At 50.1% G+C, this 17267-nt stretch carries 13 protein-coding genes; 5 read left to right on the top strand and 8 right to left on the bottom strand.

Translation table 11 applies throughout. The annotated features are described in order from the left end of the window. Window positions 1-15 precede the first annotated feature (15 nt). Both ACJJI3_RS03870 and ACJJI3_RS03865 read right to left on the bottom strand, forming a co-directional pair. Entirely contained in the window at window positions 16-2250 is a 2235-nt protein-coding gene (locus ACJJI3_RS03870; protein WP_413662260.1) for an acyl-CoA dehydrogenase, read from the bottom strand. Continuing rightward, window positions 2198-2437, bottom strand: a complete 240-nt coding sequence (locus ACJJI3_RS03865) for a hypothetical protein (protein WP_444917462.1) — start codon at window positions 2435-2437, stop codon at window positions 2198-2200. The genes ACJJI3_RS03870 and ACJJI3_RS03865 overlap by 53 nt, the downstream gene beginning before the upstream one ends. Window positions 2438-2590: 153 nt before the next feature. Here ACJJI3_RS03865 and ACJJI3_RS03860 point away from each other — a divergent pair, with 153 nt between their 5' ends. After that, entirely contained in the window at window positions 2591-4030 is a 1440-nt protein-coding gene (locus ACJJI3_RS03860) for a di-heme oxidoredictase family protein (RefSeq protein ID WP_444941550.1), read from the top strand. Window positions 4031-4099: 69 nt separating this feature from the next. Here ACJJI3_RS03860 and rraA read toward each other — a convergent pair whose 3' ends face one another. From rraA to ppsA, 3 genes are all read right to left on the bottom strand, one after another. After that, window positions 4100-4579 (bottom strand): ribonuclease E activity regulator RraA, encoded by a 480-nt coding sequence (gene rraA, locus ACJJI3_RS03855; RefSeq protein ID WP_444941549.1) that lies wholly within the window; start codon window positions 4577-4579, stop codon window positions 4100-4102. 135 nt (window positions 4580-4714) lie between these two features. After that, entirely contained in the window at window positions 4715-5284 is a 570-nt protein-coding gene (locus ACJJI3_RS03850; protein WP_444928099.1) for a L,D-transpeptidase family protein, read from the bottom strand. Between the two features lie 430 nt (window positions 5285-5714). Continuing rightward, entirely contained in the window at window positions 5715-8078 is a 2364-nt protein-coding gene (ppsA, locus tag ACJJI3_RS03845) for a phosphoenolpyruvate synthase (protein ID WP_444941548.1), read from the bottom strand. A 189-nt stretch (window positions 8079-8267) separates the two neighbouring features. Here ppsA and ppsR point away from each other — a divergent pair, with 189 nt between their 5' ends. The 3 genes from ppsR to ACJJI3_RS03830 all read left to right on the top strand — a co-directional run bounded on the left by ppsR (window position 8268) and on the right by ACJJI3_RS03830 (window position 10969). Continuing rightward, entirely contained in the window at window positions 8268-9095 is an 828-nt protein-coding gene (gene ppsR / locus ACJJI3_RS03840; protein ID WP_444896986.1) for a phosphoenolpyruvate synthetase regulatory kinase/phosphorylase PpsR, read from the top strand. 73 nt (window positions 9096-9168) lie between these two features. Further along, window positions 9169-10500, top strand: a complete 1332-nt coding sequence (gene pabB / locus ACJJI3_RS03835; protein ID WP_444941547.1) for an aminodeoxychorismate synthase component I — start codon at window positions 9169-9171, stop codon at window positions 10498-10500. Between the two features lie 175 nt (window positions 10501-10675). Then, window positions 10676-10969, top strand: coding sequence for a hypothetical protein (locus ACJJI3_RS03830; protein ID WP_444896984.1), 294 nt, complete (start codon window positions 10676-10678; stop codon window positions 10967-10969). 45 nt (window positions 10970-11014) lie between these two features. On the opposite strand, the gene cysB is transcribed toward ACJJI3_RS03830, so the two are convergent. Together cysB and ACJJI3_RS03820 are read right to left on the bottom strand one after the other, a co-directional pair. Continuing rightward, window positions 11015-11986 carry an HTH-type transcriptional regulator CysB gene (cysB, locus tag ACJJI3_RS03825; RefSeq protein WP_282932493.1) on the bottom strand — a complete coding sequence of 324 codons (972 nt, stop codon included), beginning with the start codon at window positions 11984-11986 and terminating at the stop codon, window positions 11015-11017. Between the two features lie 313 nt (window positions 11987-12299). Next, window positions 12300-13202, bottom strand: a complete 903-nt coding sequence (locus ACJJI3_RS03820) for a 5'-nucleotidase (RefSeq protein ID WP_413662270.1) — start codon at window positions 13200-13202, stop codon at window positions 12300-12302. Window positions 13203-14069: 867 nt separating this feature from the next. On the opposite strand from ACJJI3_RS03820, the gene ACJJI3_RS03815 reads away from it, so the two are divergent. After that, window positions 14070-15875: a M4 family metallopeptidase gene (locus tag ACJJI3_RS03815; protein ID WP_444896983.1), complete on the top strand. Its 1806-nt coding sequence runs from the start codon at window positions 14070-14072 to the stop codon at window positions 15873-15875. A 60-nt stretch (window positions 15876-15935) separates the two neighbouring features. Here the strand turns inward: ACJJI3_RS03815 and ACJJI3_RS03810 are convergent, their stop codons facing one another. Beyond that, window positions 15936-17225: an NAD(P)/FAD-dependent oxidoreductase gene (locus tag ACJJI3_RS03810; protein WP_444942544.1), complete on the bottom strand. Its 1290-nt coding sequence runs from the start codon at window positions 17223-17225 to the stop codon at window positions 15936-15938. Window positions 17226-17267: the final 42 nt, after the last annotated feature.

Below are 17267 nucleotides of genomic sequence, written 5' to 3'. Positions count from 1 at the left end.
AGCTTTCCTCAAACCTTATTGGACTGTGCCCGCACACCCACCCAAGTGTTCGAAGTGATCCACCTGAATTGCCTTCTCTACAGCATCCGCTGCATCGTAGAGTATCTCAGCCTCTTCATCGCTGATTAGATTTTTCTTTAACCCTTCTTCCACGCTATCCCTGCTCAGGTTGCGAATACCGCCTTTTTTTAATTTTTCACGAGCCCGCTCGGAAGCGCATACCCTATCAAACGCCTGCTCAACAATATCTACTCCATCCCCGGGAGTTCCGAGAAAAACTCCACTGGTCAGCCGGTCGCGAGTCGCCGACGGCGTCAACAGTAATTCCGCACAGGCCTTGGCTTGCCGATCCGATGCGGTGTGGACACTGTGCCCCCAAGGCATGGTGAGGAAGTGCATTACTTGGCCAATAAATGGCCGGGGGAAATTTTGAAACACTTCCAACAAATTGACTTCGATCTTATGCAATCCATCTCGCATGGCAAATTCCAGCAGAGGGAGGTCATCCTTAGGGTTGCCATCATCATAAAAGCGCTTCAGGGTGCAGCTGAGCAGGTACAACTGACTCAAGACATCGCCCAATCGGGAAGAAATTAATTCTTTTCGCTTGAGTTCTCCTCCCAGAGTCATCAAGGAAAATTCGGTGACCAGAGATAGCACCGCCGAATACCGATTCAGTTGCCGGTAGTACTTGGCAGCGTGCCCTACGTTGCGAGGGCTGCTGGCAAACAAGCCCACCGTCCAGCCGTGAAAAATACCCCGACAGAGGGTTTTGAATTGAAACCACATATGCTTGGGCAGTAACTTATCCAATTCATCCAAACCCGCTTCATGATCCGGATTTTCTGCCGCCAACATCTCCTGCAAGATATAGGGGTGACAGCGAATTGCGCCCTGACCAAAGATCATCAAACTGCGAGTGAGAAGATTGGCCCCCTCTACCGTAATTGCTACCGGTATCGCTCGATAAACATTACCCAGGTAATTTAATGGACCATCCATAATGGCCTTGCCCGCATGAATATCCATTGCATCAATAATGGCCTGGCGTAGACCACAAGTAGCATTGGCTTTCATAATTGCGGTGATCACCGCTGGCTTTCGCCCCTCATCCAGGGCACGGGTAGTCGTTTTATGGGCGCTGTCCAATACAAAGGCGATAGAAGCAATTTCAGCCAAGCGGCGTTGCACGCCTTCAAAGCGGCCAACAGGCACATTAAATTGCTCTCGAACCCGGGCGTAAGCGCCGGTCATGCGCGCGGCCATTTTTGCCCCACCGGTAGACAGGGATGGCAGAGAAATTCCTCGGCCTGCGGCAAGGGCACTCATCAGCATCTCCCAACCTTTGCCGACATTCTCCTCGCCGCCAATAATCCAATCCATCGGCATAAAAACATCTTTTCCCCAGTTGGGCCCATTCTGAAATGCTTGCAGCGCTGGGAGATGCCTCTGACCAATGGAAACTCCCGGTGTATCTGTGGGAACCAGGGCAACCGTAATACCCAGCTCTTCTTCATCGCCGAGAATATGGTCCGGGTCATAGAGCTTGAAGGCCAAACCTAACACCGTGGCTATCGGGCCCAAGGTGATATAGCGCTTGTGCCAATTAACACGCATACCAAGGACCTTTTCGCCTTGATATTCGCCGTAACAGACTACGCCACGGTCAATCATGGATGCCGCATCAGATCCGGCCTCCGGACTGGTCAGCGCAAAGCAGGGAATATCAGTGCCATCTGCCAGACGTGGCAAATAGTAGTCCTTTTGCTCTTGCGTACCGTGAGCCAGTAACAGCTCTCCCGGGCCCAATGAGTTAGGCACCATTACTGTGACACCCACACAGGTACTGCGGGTGGTAATTTTGGTCACTATCTCCGCATGAGCTGTCGGGGAAAAGCCAAGGCCGCCATATTTCTTGGGAATAATAATGCCAAAAAAGCGATTTTTCCGAAGGAAATCCCAAACATGCTCCGGAATATTGCGATCCACATAGCTAATTTGCCAATCGTTGATCATTCGGCACAGCTCTTCGACTGGCCCCTCCAGGAAAGCCTGCTCCTCTTCATTGAGCGCAGGTGGCCCCATCCCCAACAATTGATCCCAATGTGGTTTACCTGACAATAACTCAGCATCCCACCAAACTTCACCCGCTTCCATCGCCTCCCTTTCTGTTTCAGAAATTGGCGGAAGTACCCGTTTAATAATTTTCAAAAGAGGCGCGGTAAAGAATTTTTTGCGCAATTCGCTCATTTTCACCTTCCATAGCGGCAGCCGTTGCAACAAACACTGCTAATTCCCGCAGGGTCGAGAGAGTCATCAATGCACAATAATAGGAGACGTTTGATTGCAGGTAAGAATTCACAGAAGAAATCCATGCCCCTACCCTGATAGACATTTTATTTTTCAACAAAACCGGCGTTGTTTTTTTTAGGGCCATTGAAAAGTTATTGAGATTAGCTTTTTCTCACTCCGTCCACAGTAATTCGTATTGTGAGACCCCCTCATCCCCTTTCAATTAAATAACCATTTTTCCAGGGACTTGGCCTTATAACTTTTTGAAAGGGAAAGAAAAATAAACAAGGATTTTGACATGAAGCGATTAACGGCAATATCTCTCACCAGCATCAGCCTGATGCTCCCTTCATTAATTTACGCCGATCTTATCGGCGAAGCACCGCGCTTAGACCCTGCAGATAGGATTAGCCAAGATGAAATTTCCCAAGGACAACTCCACCTCGACGAAATACGTGAAGCGGGGCTGATTATTTTCAGCACGCCTTTCAATCGTTACGACGGTTTTGGTGATGGCCCCCACGACTTTTCTGAACCGGACAACCACTCCCCCACCGGAGGTAACAGGCCCACCCTGCAAGGTAATGGCACATTTTTACGGGTCAATGGCCTCGATGCGCAAAATTGCCTGGAGTGCCACACCGTTATCAGCAATAGAACAACGCCACCCAGATTGGGCATTGGCGGAGGTGGAGGATTCGGAACCAGCGTATTATTCCGTCCCGCCAATATCGATGTTATCGATGAAAACTTTGACGGTATCGCAGAGTTTGATGGGCGGCTGATTAATCCGGTATTTTTATTTGGCGCCGGGGGGATTGAATTGGTTGGTCGTGAGATGACCCATGAACTACAAAATCTTAAACAACACGCCCTCAACAACCCCGGCACCATCGTTGAACTGGAAACAAAATCAGTCAGTTTTGGGAGCATCATTGCCGACGAGTACGGCAATTTGGATACAACCAATGTCGAAGGCGTCGAGCACGATTTGGTTGTCAGGCCATTTGGTCGAAAAGGTGACAACGCCTCAGTCAGGGAGTTCGATGTCTCCGCCTTGGCATTTCATATGGGGATGCAGGCCTCGGAAGCCTTTGGCGGAGCAACAGCAGATGCTGATAATGACGGAGTCGTCAACGAAATCACCGTTGGGGACTTATCCGCACTGAGTATCTTTATTACCACCCTGGAACCACCATTCGATGTCGATGACAGAGAACACCGTGACGGCCGGAGGCTTTTCTCCGATATTGGCTGCGCCGACTGCCACCGCCCAACGATGGTCACCCAGAGAAGGACCCTCCCTTATAAACTTACCGGCTCTCCAGAAACTCCCTTTGAAGACATTTTTTACGAAGTGGACCTCACCAAGCAACCGACAAGTTTTCGCCAAACCCGCAATGGCGGAATAGAGGTCGCAATGTTCTCTGATCTCAAGCGCCACGATATGGGCGAGGGGCTGGCTGAGAACGCCTTCTTCCAAACGGACCAGCAAAACCGTGAGTTTATTACCGCACGCCTTTGGGGAGTGGCCGATACCGCGCCCTATTTACACGACGGCAGAGCCACTACGTTGGCAGAAGCCATTTTTCTCCACGACAGCCCTGGAAGCGAGGCCAGTAACGCAGCACAGAATTTCAAGTATTTAAGTGAAAATGATCAGAATAAGATCTTGGCATTTTTGATGTCCCTGAGAATGCCGGAGAATCCCGCTGATGATCTAATTGATCCCCGCTGAGTTGATTCTCAACAACTGGCAGCGCTTTTGGGCTGCCAGTTTCCAGACCCAATGGACTTACTGGCGTTTTTAGGTCAGTGCCTTACCCGCCACAATTACACCGTTGTTATCCGCGTAGAGGTATTCCCCCGGGCGGAAATCCACACCGGCAAAGCTCACCGCCAGGCCTCTTTCACCAATTCCCTTTTTTTCTGTTTTCATTGGATGGCTACCAAGTGCCTGCACCCCCAGATCCAGTTCCGCGATTTCATCTACATCGCGAATGCAGCCATACATCAGGATACCTTCCCAACCGTTGCCAACCGCCTTTTCTGCCAGCATATCGCCAAGACAAGCCCGCCGCATAGATCCACCGGCATCTACTACCAAAACCTTGCCCTGCCCCGGTTCAGCCACCAGTTCTCGCACCAGGGAGTTATCTTCAAAACATTTGATAGTGACAATCTGCCCACCAAAACGATCTCGGCCACCGTAATTGATAAACATAGGATCAACTACTCGCACCTCATCAGGGTAGGCATCACATAAATCGGGGGTTGACTTGAGCATCAATATTCTCGCAGCAATCTATGGAAGAGAAGGATAATAGCGGGAAAAAAGTAGAAGAGCTAAGAGGCAAATAAATACCGGGTATCACCACGATGGATAATACCCGGCCAAGCCTTCGCTGCCACGAAATTGAAACTAGTGTGTTACACGAACCGGCGTGCCTACACGCACATGCTGATAGAACTTTCTCGCCATATGTGGGGGCATACGTACACAACCATGAGAAGCGGGATAGCCGGGCACGTGGCCAGAGGCATGCAGACCGATACCGCCATTAAAACGAATGTAATTATTCATTTTTGCACCGCGATACACAGTACCCGCAGGGCGACGATGCTTTCGAGTATTTACATTCGATCTCACGACTCTGCCAGTGCGTCTATCAACAAAACTGCCATAAATAGACGAGCGGTGATAAGGGTGTTTGGACAACACACGAAAATGTCCGGGGCGTGTGCTGTAACCGCGCTTCCCCGAAGAAATACGGGAGACACCAACTAATTTCCCACCTTTATACAAATATGCGCGCTGCTCACTTAAATCAATTCTAATTGATGGACTACCACCCCTGGCTGCAGCGCGGTCATCAAACCAATTAGATGCGCGTGGCTTTGCATCTGCCGGTGGCGCTGCCATTAAAGCCATAAGGCACATCATCAAAAAGACATGAAGTATGGGGATTTGAAACTGTCTACTCGTTTGCATAGCTCACCTCACCGAGTCTGGGTACCCTGCCCTGAATCCAACAGATAAACAGTCTGTCGGTAATTTTCAGGTGCGCGCCAGTGGGGCCAGGGCCCACGGCGAACATTTTTACGGAGCACATTGCGCAATCTGTTTTTCGATTTACACGCAACCTTAGGACTCTTCCGATTCTATTGAGGCGAGCGGAAAGATTTAGAATGAATTCTTCTGTGTGGATCAGCTGATAGAGGTTTGCATTTTTTGGATAATGTGTCGTTTAAATTTTTCAAACACAATTAGCAGAACAAAATCAGATGTTTCTGGGTTTAACGGCAACAACGGACTCATTTTCCACCAAGGCAAACATCGCTTCAGCAGAAAAATTACAATTAAATATAGCGGGGGAAGAATTAGGAAAGCGGCCCATAATTGGGCCGCTTAATGAGGAAAATTAACCTTCCTCGTTGGCCAGGAATAGCCAGGTATCTACTGCGGTATCCGGATTCAGGGACACACTGTCAATCCCCTCATCCATCAACCAGCGGGCGAAGTCTTTATGGTCAGAAGGACCCTGACCACAAATACCTACATATTTACCCGCTTTCTTACAGGCTTGGATCGCCCTGGAAAGCAGTGCCTTGACCGCTGGGTTGCGCTCATCAAACAAATCGGCAACCAGGCCGGAGTCGCGGTCCAGACCAAGCGTTAGCTGGGTCAGGTCATTGGAACCGATGGAGAAGCCATCAAAGTGCTGCAGGAAGTCTTCCGCCAGCAAAGCGTTGGACGGCAATTCACACATCATAATGACCTTGAGGCCACCTTCTCCACGGCGCAGGCCGTTTTCAGCCAGCAGACCAACTACTTCCTCAGCTTCTTCCGGGGTGCGGACGAAGGGCACCATGATTTCCACATTGGTCAGTCCCATTTCATCGCGGACTTTCTTCAGTGCACGGCACTCCAGGGCAAAGCACTGGCGGAAATCTTCAGAGCGATAGCGAGCTGCACCACGGAAGCCAAGCATTGGATTTTCTTCGCTTGGCTCGTACAACTGGCCACCCACAAGGTGCGCATACTCATTAGATTTAAAGTCGGACAAGCGTACGATGACGCGATTCGGTGCGAAGGCCGCAGCCAAGGTAGCGATACCTTCCACCAGTTTTTCGACAATAAAGTCTTCTGGAGAATCGTATCCACCAATACGCTCGCGAATATTCTGCTGCAGATCTTCCGGCAGGTTATCCAGTTCAAGCAGTGCTTTCGGGTGAATACCGATCATGCGGTTGAGGATAAACTCGAGGCGTGCAAGGCCAACGCCCTGGTTCGGCAGATGGCTGAAAGCGAATGCTCGATCCGGGTTGCCCACGTTCAACATAATTTTGAACGGCAGCTCCGGCATTTCTGCAACTTCAGTTTCCTCGCGCTGGAATTCCAGTTCACCAGCCATTACAAAACCGGTATCGCCTTCCGCACAGGAAACTGTCACCGGTGTGCCGGTTTCCAGCAGCTCGGTTGCATTACCACAACCTACAACTGCGGGGATGCCCAGCTCACGAGCGATAATTGCTGCGTGACAAGTACGGCCGCCGCGATTGGTAACAATAGCACTCGCTTTCTTCAGGACCGGCTCCCAATCCGGGTCGGTCATGTCGGTAACCAGGACTTCACCATCCTGCATCAGCGCCATATCTTCTACGGATTCAAGCTTGCGAACGGGGCCCGCGCCAATGCGCTGGCCGATTGCGCGACCTTCACACAATACGTCACTGCGCTCCTGCAAGCTGTAGCGCTCGATGCTGGTTCCCTGATCGCGGGAGCGTACAGTTTCCGGACGCGCCTGTACGATAAACAACTTACCGCTGTCGCCGTCTTTAGCCCACTCGATATCCATCGGGCGTCCGTAGTGCTCTTCAATCTTGCGGGCCTGGATTGCCAGGTCTGTCAGCTCCGCATCGTTGAGGGCAAAGCGCTGGCGGTCTTCGTCTGCCACCGGGATAGTTTTTACGGAACGACCACATTCACCGCTCTCGTCGTAAACCATCTTGATCGCTTTACTGCCGCGATTGCGGCGCAGAATCGCAGGACGGCCCGCATCCAGGGCTGGCTTGTAGAGGTAAAATTCGTCCGGGTTAACTGCACCTTGAACAACGGTTTCGCCCAAACCAAAGGCGGCGGTGATAAAGATCACATCGCGGAAGCCACTCTCTGTGTCCAGGGTAAACATCACACCCGCTGCGCCAGTCTCACTGCGCACCATGTGCTGGATACCGGCAGACAGGGCAACGCCCACATCCGCATAACCGGTGTGCACGCGGTAGGCGATAGCACGGTCGTTGTAGAGGGAAGCAAAAACTTCTTTTACTGCCTTCAATACAGCGTCGATACCGCGGATATTCAGGAAGGTCTCCTGCTGACCGGCGAAGGACGCATCCGGCAAGTCTTCGGCGGTTGCAGAGGAGCGAACTGCAACAGCAGTTTCCGCACCACCCAGGGCCTCATAGCCCTCGCGAATCTCTTTTTCCAGCTGCTCGGGGAACGGAGTCTGTAAAATCCAGTTGCGGATTTCATCTCCCGCCTGGGCCAGCTCGGTGACATTACCAACATCCAATCCTTGCAAACGCTCGGCTATACGCTGCTCCAGCTGTTCGTGAGCCAGGAAAGCCCTAAAAGCTTCTGCGGTGGTAGCGAATCCACCGGGTACGCTCACGCCGGCACCGGCGAGAGAGGAGATCATCTCGCCCAGTGATGCGTTCTTGCCGCCGACTCTGTCGACATCGGCCATGCCCAGTTTTGCGAAGTCGATCGTGAAGTTCGTCAAGTGAAGGCCCTCTAAAATTCAGGTTGAGTGGCGGCAGATTATAAGGATGAGTTTTGTAAAAAATAGCCCGTAAAAATTGGCCAAAATGTTGTAAATTTTCTACAAAAATTGCAAAACGCCAGAATAAAAGACCTTTGCCCCATTCCTCCCCTACAATAGCCCCCTCACGCCGACAAACTGAGAACAAACATGGCAAAAGACAAGCGCACGGCTTTTTTTATCTCCGACGGAACCGGTCTCACCGTCGAAGCGATTGGCCACAGCCTACTCGCACAATTCCGCGATCAACAAGTTGAGCAGGTCACGCTTCCCTATATCGACTCCACCGAAAAAGTTAAACAGGCCCTGCAACGCATAGAAAAAGCAGCCGATGAATCCGGTTTACAGCCGATCATTATTACCAGCATTGTTTCCGACAAGATCCGGGAACAGCTGCACCAAAGCTCTGCGCTGATGCTCGATATCTTCGAGAACTACCTCACGCCACTGGCCAATCTGTTTAACCGGGATCCGGCACAGATGGTCAACGTCTCTCACGGCATTGATGACAACCGCCGCTACACCGACCGGATTGAAGCAGTGCATTTCGCCATGGACAATGACGATGGCCGCAGAGTCAGCGAATTCCAGCAAGCCGATGTAATCCTGCTGGGCGTTTCCCGCTCCGGCAAAACGCCAACCTGCTTGTACCTGGCACTCCAGTTTGGCCTGCGCGCGGCAAACTACCCCATCACCGAAGAGGATATGGACTCCACCACCCTGCCAAAGATCCTGCGCCCGTTTCGCAACAAGCTGTTTGGCCTGACAATCGAGCCCGAGCGCCTGATGCAAATTAGACAGGAAAGGCGCGCCAACAGCCGCTACGCTTCTAAGGAACAATGTGAATTCGAGGTGCGCCAAGTTGAGCAAATGCTGAGGCGGGCCCAGGTGCCTTTCCTCAATGCAACCCAACTTTCGGTGGAGGAACTCGCCACCCGCCTGATGTCTCAGGCCGGTATTGAGCGCAGGATTGACTAAAGAGCCACACACCCTTTAATTGCCGCCGCAAAATGTGTAGTGTGCGCCGTCTTCCGGACTGCTGTAGCTTGATATGCAAATTGTCTCTCTGCCCTACTCATTAAACACGCCCGCCGCATTTGCGGCGATAGCGGATTTACCTACCCCCGTTTGGCTCGACAGCGGTCGACCTCTCGCGGAGGGTGGGCGCTATGACATCATTAGTGCCGACCCGATAAATACCCTCAAGTTAAGTGCCGACACGCCCGAGCCATTTGCCCGGCTGGATGACCTGGTGTGCGAACTCTGCCCTCAGGACAGGGACTCACAACTGCCTTTTTGCGGCGGGGTTATTGGTTACGCTGGCTATGAGCTCGGTGTAGAGGGCAATTATCTGCCGGCAGATATGCGCCCCACGGACTTGCCCGCAGGCTTTTTTGGGCTCTACACATGGGCCTTTATTGCCGACCACCAACTGGGCAGCAATCACCTGGTTTTCCACCCCGCCTGCCCCCCCCAGCAAGTTCGCGAATTGATACAGCGATTTAAAGCTATCAACTGGGAGACCACGCTTACGCCCGGGGACTTCCGGCTGCATTCACCATTTGAGCACGAACTGAGTGCAGATGATTATCGGGCACAAATTGAGCAGATACTGGAATATATCGCCGCTGGCGATATCTATCAGGCAAACTTTACCCAGCGTTTCAGAGCCCCTTATAGCGGCGATCTGCTAACAGCTTACCTGGCATTGCGCTCTCAAGCTGCCGGTCCCTTTTCTGCTTATATGGCCCTGCCCCATGGCAGCCTGCTCAGTATGTCGCCGGAGCGATTTATCCGAGCTGACGGCGCCAGTTTGCGCACGGAACCGATTAAAGGCACTGCAGCAAGACACGCTGATAAGATGGCCGATCAGCGCGCCGCCTTCTCGCTGCAGAGAAGCCCCAAGGACCGGGCGGAAAACCTGATGATCGTCGATTTACTGCGCAATGATTTGAGCAAGCTGTGTCGCAGTGGCACCGTACGTGTTCCCGAGCTATTCCAATTGGCGAGTTTTGCCAATGTCCACCACTTGGTCAGCGTAGTAACTGGTGAGCTACCCGAAGAGTCAGTTTATAGCGAATTACTCGAAGCTTGTTTCCCCGGCGGGTCTATCACAGGTGCTCCAAAGCGACGCTCAATGGAAGTGATCCGGGAGCTGGAATCCAGTCCCCGGGGGATTTATTGCGGCAGTATTGGCTACATCAGCAGCTGTGGCCGCGCTGACACCAATATCGCCATCCGGACCTTCAGTGCCAACGATGGACATCTAACCTGCGCGGCAGGTGGTGGGATCGTTGCAGATTCCGATCCCACATCAGAGCATCAGGAGTGCTTGGCCAAGGTACGCTTACTACTGGAAACAACTGAACAATTTTTGCAGTAGGCATCAAATCGCCGAAAAATGACTAAAAATTAGTCTATTTTGGCGCCTTTTGTAGCATCACTACAAATTTCAGTTATAAAGGTATCGGCGATTGATATTTCAAAGTTATTAGGGGTTCTGATAGATTCAGTCCATCTTGCCTTTAATGGCATTGCACTGGATCAAGGAAATTATCGTGAAGATCACACTGGTCAAGAAAATTCTCGCCGACGGCTCGCCCTGCGCCAAGTGTCGCGACGTTGAAGAAAAGCTGGAAGAAAATGGCCAAATGCAATTTATCGACCAGACACTTATCGCCGACGTGCGTGACCCGCAAAGCCCGGGCTTACAACTGGCTCAGCAGTACAAGGTAGAGCGAGCACCCTTCTTTGTCGTAGAGCGCGAAGGTAAGGAAGCAGAAATTTTTACTGTTTACTTCAAGTTCGCCAAAGAAGTGCTGCGCCCCCTGATCGAGATGGAGGCTTCATAGCCTCCATCCCTTAGCTTTATTCGGCACTTCCATTCAGCAGCACCTCTAGTAAACGGGCAACTCCATATCGGCGAACAGCGCATCGACCTCAGAACGGGATGTCGCCTGTGCCGCCTGGTCAATCAGCTCACGGCTGAGATGGGGGGCAAATTGCTGGATAAACTCATACATAAAGCCCCGCAGGAAAATCCCCTTACGGAAGCCAATTTTCGTAACACTCGATTCAAATAGATCACTGGCATCGAGAGCCACAAGGTCCTCATCTTCGCCATCAACGGCCATATCGGCCACAATGCCAATTCCCAATCCCAGGCGCACGTAAGTTTTGATTACATCAGCATCGGCGGCGGTAAAGACTACCTTAGGTGACAACCCTTTCTCCAAGAAAGCTTCATCTAACTTGGAGCGGCCGGTAAACCCAAATACATATGTAACTATCGGGTACTTCGCCACGTCCTCAAGGGATAGCTTGCTCACTTGGCAAAGCGGGTGATCTTTCGGTACCAGAATGCAGCGGTTCCAGCGGTAGACAGGCATCATCACCAAGTCGCTGAAAAGCTCCAGAGCTTCGGTAGCGATAGCAAAGTCTGCAGTACCATCTGCCGCCATCTCAGAAATTTGCATAGGGGTTCCCTGGTGCATATGCAGGGAAACCTCCGGATAACGGCCTATAAACAACTTAATAATCGGGGGCAAGGCATAGCGCGCCTGCGTGTGAGTGGTGGCTACAGCGAGACTACCTTTTTTATCATTGCTGAACTCTTGCGCAACCTGTTTGATATTCTCCACTTTGCGCATAATTTCGCCGGCAGTCTTTAAGATTGCCTCCCCTGCCGGGGTTACCCTTGTGAGATGCTTGCCGCTGCGCGCGAAGATTTCTACGCCAAGCTCATCCTCCAAAAGTCGGATTTGCTTACTGATTCCCGGCTGGGAGGTATAGAGGCTCTGCGCTGTAGCAGAAACATTGAGGTCGTGATGTGCCACTTCCCAGATATATCTCAACTGCTGCAGCTTCATAGATCCTCCCTTTCATTAAGTTCGCTCATGGCCGAGAGCGAGTAATACCATTTTTTGATCGATAGTTATAAAAACTATCTTGAGTTATACGAGAAAAGAATAGCAGTGAATCAAAGCCAGGGCCAATGGACGGTTGAATATCCGTGGTAGAGACGAAAGTGTCAATCAACTTTGGGGGATCCCGGACTTTCTGTCGGCTTTATTTTCTAATAATTAGAGCTAAGCCTCTCGGATGAGGACCGGGAAAAGTTCAAACATTATCGGCATAGAGAGCACTGAGTGATAACGTACACCTTTATCACTTTTGAACTTTTTATACCTCTGCATTTGCGATTCCATGAGGAACATGGCCCGTAGCCACATGCTCACCTGCAGAAACACAGTGACTAGGCTGATCATCAAAAAAGACATCGGCGCCAAAAGCCCGCAGGAACTCACCTTTAGGAAGCCCGCCGAGAAAAACTGACTCATCCACTCTAATATCCCAGGCGCGCAATGTCCTGATGACCCGCTCATGGGCCGGAGCGGAACGTGCCGTAACCAAAGCCGTTCGTATCGGGCAGGTATCCATCTCAAATTCAGCCTGCAATCTCTGCAAAGCTTCAAGGAACCCCTTAAAGGGCCCTCCCCCCAGTGGCTTCTGTGCTGAGGCACGCTCTGCCTCAGTAAAAGCAGCCAGGCCTTCCGTTTTGTAGACTCGCTCAGCCTCATCAGAGAAGATTACCGCATCGCCGTCAAAGGCAAATCGCAACACATCATCACGATATTCGCGATTTCCTCCGGCAACCAAGGTTGCCGCAGCAACCCCCTGCTCCAATGCTTGGCGGACATCTACACCATCAGCAGACAAAAACAGGTTGCATCCAAATGGGCCAATATAACGGTAAGGGCTTCCACCATTGCAGAAGGCCGCACGAGTAATATTGAGTCCATAGTGCTCTATCGAGTTAAATACCCTTAATCCGGTATCGGCACTATTCCTTGATAGCAGGATCACCTCCACCCGTGGCTCCCCGCCAAGAAGCTCATTGATCTTTAGAAACTTCTCAACCAGAGGGAATGCGTCCCCTTTTTCCAGAACATCGTTCTCACGCTCAACTTGATAATGAGAAAAGGCGTGCAATCCCTGCTCCTCAAAAACCTTGTGGCTATCGCTAAGGTTAAACAGAGCGCGAGAGGAAATAGCGATTACTAACTTATCTGGACGCACAGCCATTAGAGAGCCTCTACATCGTTAATCCACCGACACCGCAGCTTCACTGAGGGCAGTGAGAGTCTACGACAAATCTCAAACTTATATTCCACAAATTGAGCGATATGTACAGATAAGAATGCCAGCCCCTCCCGATGTTACCTCCAGAGCGCTGCACAAGTGTCCAGGGAGTCAAAGTTGCTTTGACTGCGGGATTAAGACGATGGAGCAAAACATTTCAAAACTCGAAATTGAAACCGCCCCAAACTACCGCGTGCATTTTTCTACAGTAAAGTTTTGGTAGAGTTAATATCCACCCCCATCAAATTCAGAAAGGATTAATACTTTAATCCTTTAGTTTGACAACCCCTTAAAGAACCCAGACTAATACACCCCTTCAAACTTAACAAACATATAGCACCCTCTTCATGCAAATTGAATTAAATTGAAGAATTTCGCACCAGAAATAAACAAAAATAACAAAACGACAGAAAGCTTTACCGTTTAAATACAATTCAAAAAAAGTTTGTCACTCAGAAAAAAGCTATAAACTAACCAATTAAAACCCCTCAAATAACCAAAGTTGCAAATATCAGAATTCGTGACATACACATCAAAAAAACAATTTGACCTTTCAAGTTTACATCCACTACAAAAAAATTATTGTCAGGAATAACAACAAGGGATATCGTTATTTCGCCTGACAACGGCAAACAACCCCCAAGAAAATTTTGCACATAAACTCCATACAGCTCTCAGCTCATAGCGCGAGATATTCTTGGGGTGTGATTCAATTGGCCGCTTAACCAGACAGCATTAACCACTGAGCGTTTATTTTATGCTCCCGGTTAACTATGGCCATTAAATTATAATCATAAAGAGAATTACTTAATGAAATATTTGTTAGGAGCCGCTAGCACACTCGCACTCGCTATTAGCGCCCAAGCGGCGGAGCGTATTAATGTCACACCAGAGTTACTTTCCAATCAGTCCCTAGCCTCAATCGCTGGCTCAGATATGAAGCTGGAAAAGGTTCGTGAACGCACGCTTGCCAATGGGAGAACGGTTGCCCGATATCGGCAAACTCACAAAGGCATACCCGTTTGGGGGAGAACCATAACCAGTTCCAGGCAAGGCTTAACTGAAAAAGTGAGAGGCCACGTACTCTCAGGCCTAGAGTTGGAGGTACCTACCGCCCGCGCAACGATTGATGCCGATAATGCTATTGATCGAGCCATGAACCATCAGCTGAATCTGCGCACTCAGGATGGTGACAGTAAAAAAGCCCTCTCAATGTCCTCCATGCGCTTCAACGCGCAAAACCAGAAAAAAGAGCTCTATGTCTATGTCGATGAAAACGACCAGGCGCGGTTAGCTTATTTGGTTAACTGGGTCGAATACGGAGATGAGCCGAGCAGACCGTTCTATTTTGTAGACGCACTTACTGGCGAAGTTATCAAGCAATGGGACGGCCTTGCCTTCCAGGATGCTACAGGCCCCGGTGGCAATGAAAAAACCGGGCGTTATGAATATGGAACGGACTTCCCTGCCCTCGAAGTTGACAATAACTGCTCCATGAACACTGCTAACGTAGAAACCGTGGATTTGAATCACGGTACAAGCGGAGGTAGCGTTTTCTCCTTCACCTGTCCGGAAAATGATTACAAAGAAATCAATGGTGCTTATTCTCCATTGAATGATGCCCACTTCTTTGGCAATGTCGTTTTCAATATGTACAGTGACTGGTATGGAACATCGCCGCTCACACAAAAATTGAGAATGCGAGTTCACTACAGCAACAACTACGAGAACGCCTTCTGGGATGGCAGCCAAATGACATTTGGTGATGGCTTCACAACCTTCCACCCACTTGTCAGCTTGGACGTATCCTCTCATGAGGTGAGCCATGGCTTTACTGAGCAAAACTCCAACCTGACCTACGCCAACCAATCCGGCGGCATAAACGAAGCCTTCTCTGACATGGCCGGTGAAGCTGCCGAGTTCTACATGAAGGGCACTAACGACTGGATGGTGGGGGCCGATATATACAAGGCTGATGGCGCTCTTCGCTATATGGATGACCCCACCAAAGATGGCAGATCCATTGGCCATGCTTCCGACTACTATAGCGGCATGGATGTGCACTACAGCTCCGGCGTATTCAACCGGGCTTTCTACCTGATTGCCAACTCAAGTGGCTGGAACACCCAAACTGCTTTCGATATCTTTGTGCTTGCTAACCAAACTTATTGGAATCAAAGCACTGATTACATTGAAGGTGCTTGCGGAGCCCTGTCAGCTACTGAAGATCTCGGATACGATACTGCAACAGTAATCGCAGCGTTCGACACCGTAGGGGTATCTACCAGCAACTGTGGCGATGATGGTGGCTCAAACTCAGAAGGCTGGGAAGAAACCAACTTATCAGGCCGCCGAAATAGCTGGCAGCACTTCACTCTGGATGTACCATCAGGCTCATCATCTTTGACTGTCGAAATGCTCGGCGGCAATGGCGATGCCGATTTGTACGTCCGTTATGGTTCCACCCCAACCACCGACAACTGGGATTGTCGCCCTTACGTAAACGGCAACAATGAATTCTGTAGCTTTAGCAATCCAGCTGCAGGTACCTGGCACATCAGTGTACAAGGCTATATTTCGTACAGAGGCGTAACTCTTTCCGCCCAGAGCCAGTAATATTTAAGGCCGGTGCCGACACATTAGTGTGTCGGCATTCTCTATCACATCATTCAAAGACTAGCTTCCAAACCTATCTAACAAACTGTGGTAAAGCATCCCCAACACCAACCCCGGCCACCTCAATAAAGTGCCACCTGGAAACTCTACTTTAGGAAGAGAAGAAAACACGTTATAACCCTCACTCTCCCCATAAATTGCATCAGCCAGAAGCTTGCCGGCAAAAGTCGCCGTAGGCACTCCATGTCCAGAATACCCCTGACTGTAATATAGGCCCGACTGCAACTGCCCTATACAGGGCATCCGATTCATAGTAATGGCCAGCGTACCCCCCCAGCCGAAATCAACAGCAGTATTTTCCAGCTGCGGGTAAACCCTCAACATATACTTGCGGACGAAACTGCGAATATCTTTAGGGAAACGCCTAGTGTAATTTTCCCCTCCCCCAAAAATTAAGCGGTTATCGCCAGATAATTTCCAATAATTTATAACAAATAGAGTATCTTGCAGTGCGAAGTCATTGGCTATGATTACCCTAGCGAGCCCCTCCGGTAAGGGCTCTGTTGCCAGCACAAAATTATTTATTGGCATTATGCGCCCCGCTAAGCGGGGCTCAAGATCTTTCAAGTAACCATTACAAGCTAAAATCAACTTTTCGGCCTTCACCTTTCCTCGTGCAGTTTTCACCGTAAAGGGAGAAGAGCTCGAATACCCTTGCACACCACTACACTCAAAAAACCTGGCACCGGCAGAAACTGCTGCGTGAGCAAGACCTAATGCAAAATTGAGAGGATGAAGATGTAGCGAACCAAAATCCAGCTGTGCGCCGAGATATCGTTTGCTACTTACAAGCTCTCGAACTTCTTCTTTCTCTATATACTCAACTTGCCTGTAATCATATTTCTCTCTGAGTTCTTCAGTTTCATCCTGCAGATATTTATCGTGACTGGATTTTGCTGCAAGATGCATAATCCCGCGTTTTAAATCACATTGAATCTGGTGCCTGACTATAAGGCTTTCCACCAGTTGAACAGCATTGATACTCAAATCCCAGAGCTGCTTAGCGGTGTCGAATCCGAACATGGCTTCCAGATCACCCTGACTTCGCCTTTGTCCAACACCGACATGTCCTCCATTCCTTCCTGATGCGCCCCAACCAATCCTATTAGCCTCCAGAAGCACCACACGGTAGCCGCGCTCTGCCAAATGCAAAGCACTGGAGAGTCCCGTATAACCACCACCAATGATGCAGACATCTGCCTCTACGTTACCCTCCAGACGTGGATACTCCTGAAGGTCGTTAGCTGTAGCGGCATAATAGGATTCCGTGTGCTCATCCAACCTATTCATCACCTTCATATTTCTACCAGATACCCTCAATGCCATTTAAAT

The organism is Microbulbifer maximicatervae (SeqCode), assembly GCF_052466985.1.
This window is presented reverse-complemented; position numbering and strand designations above follow the sequence as displayed.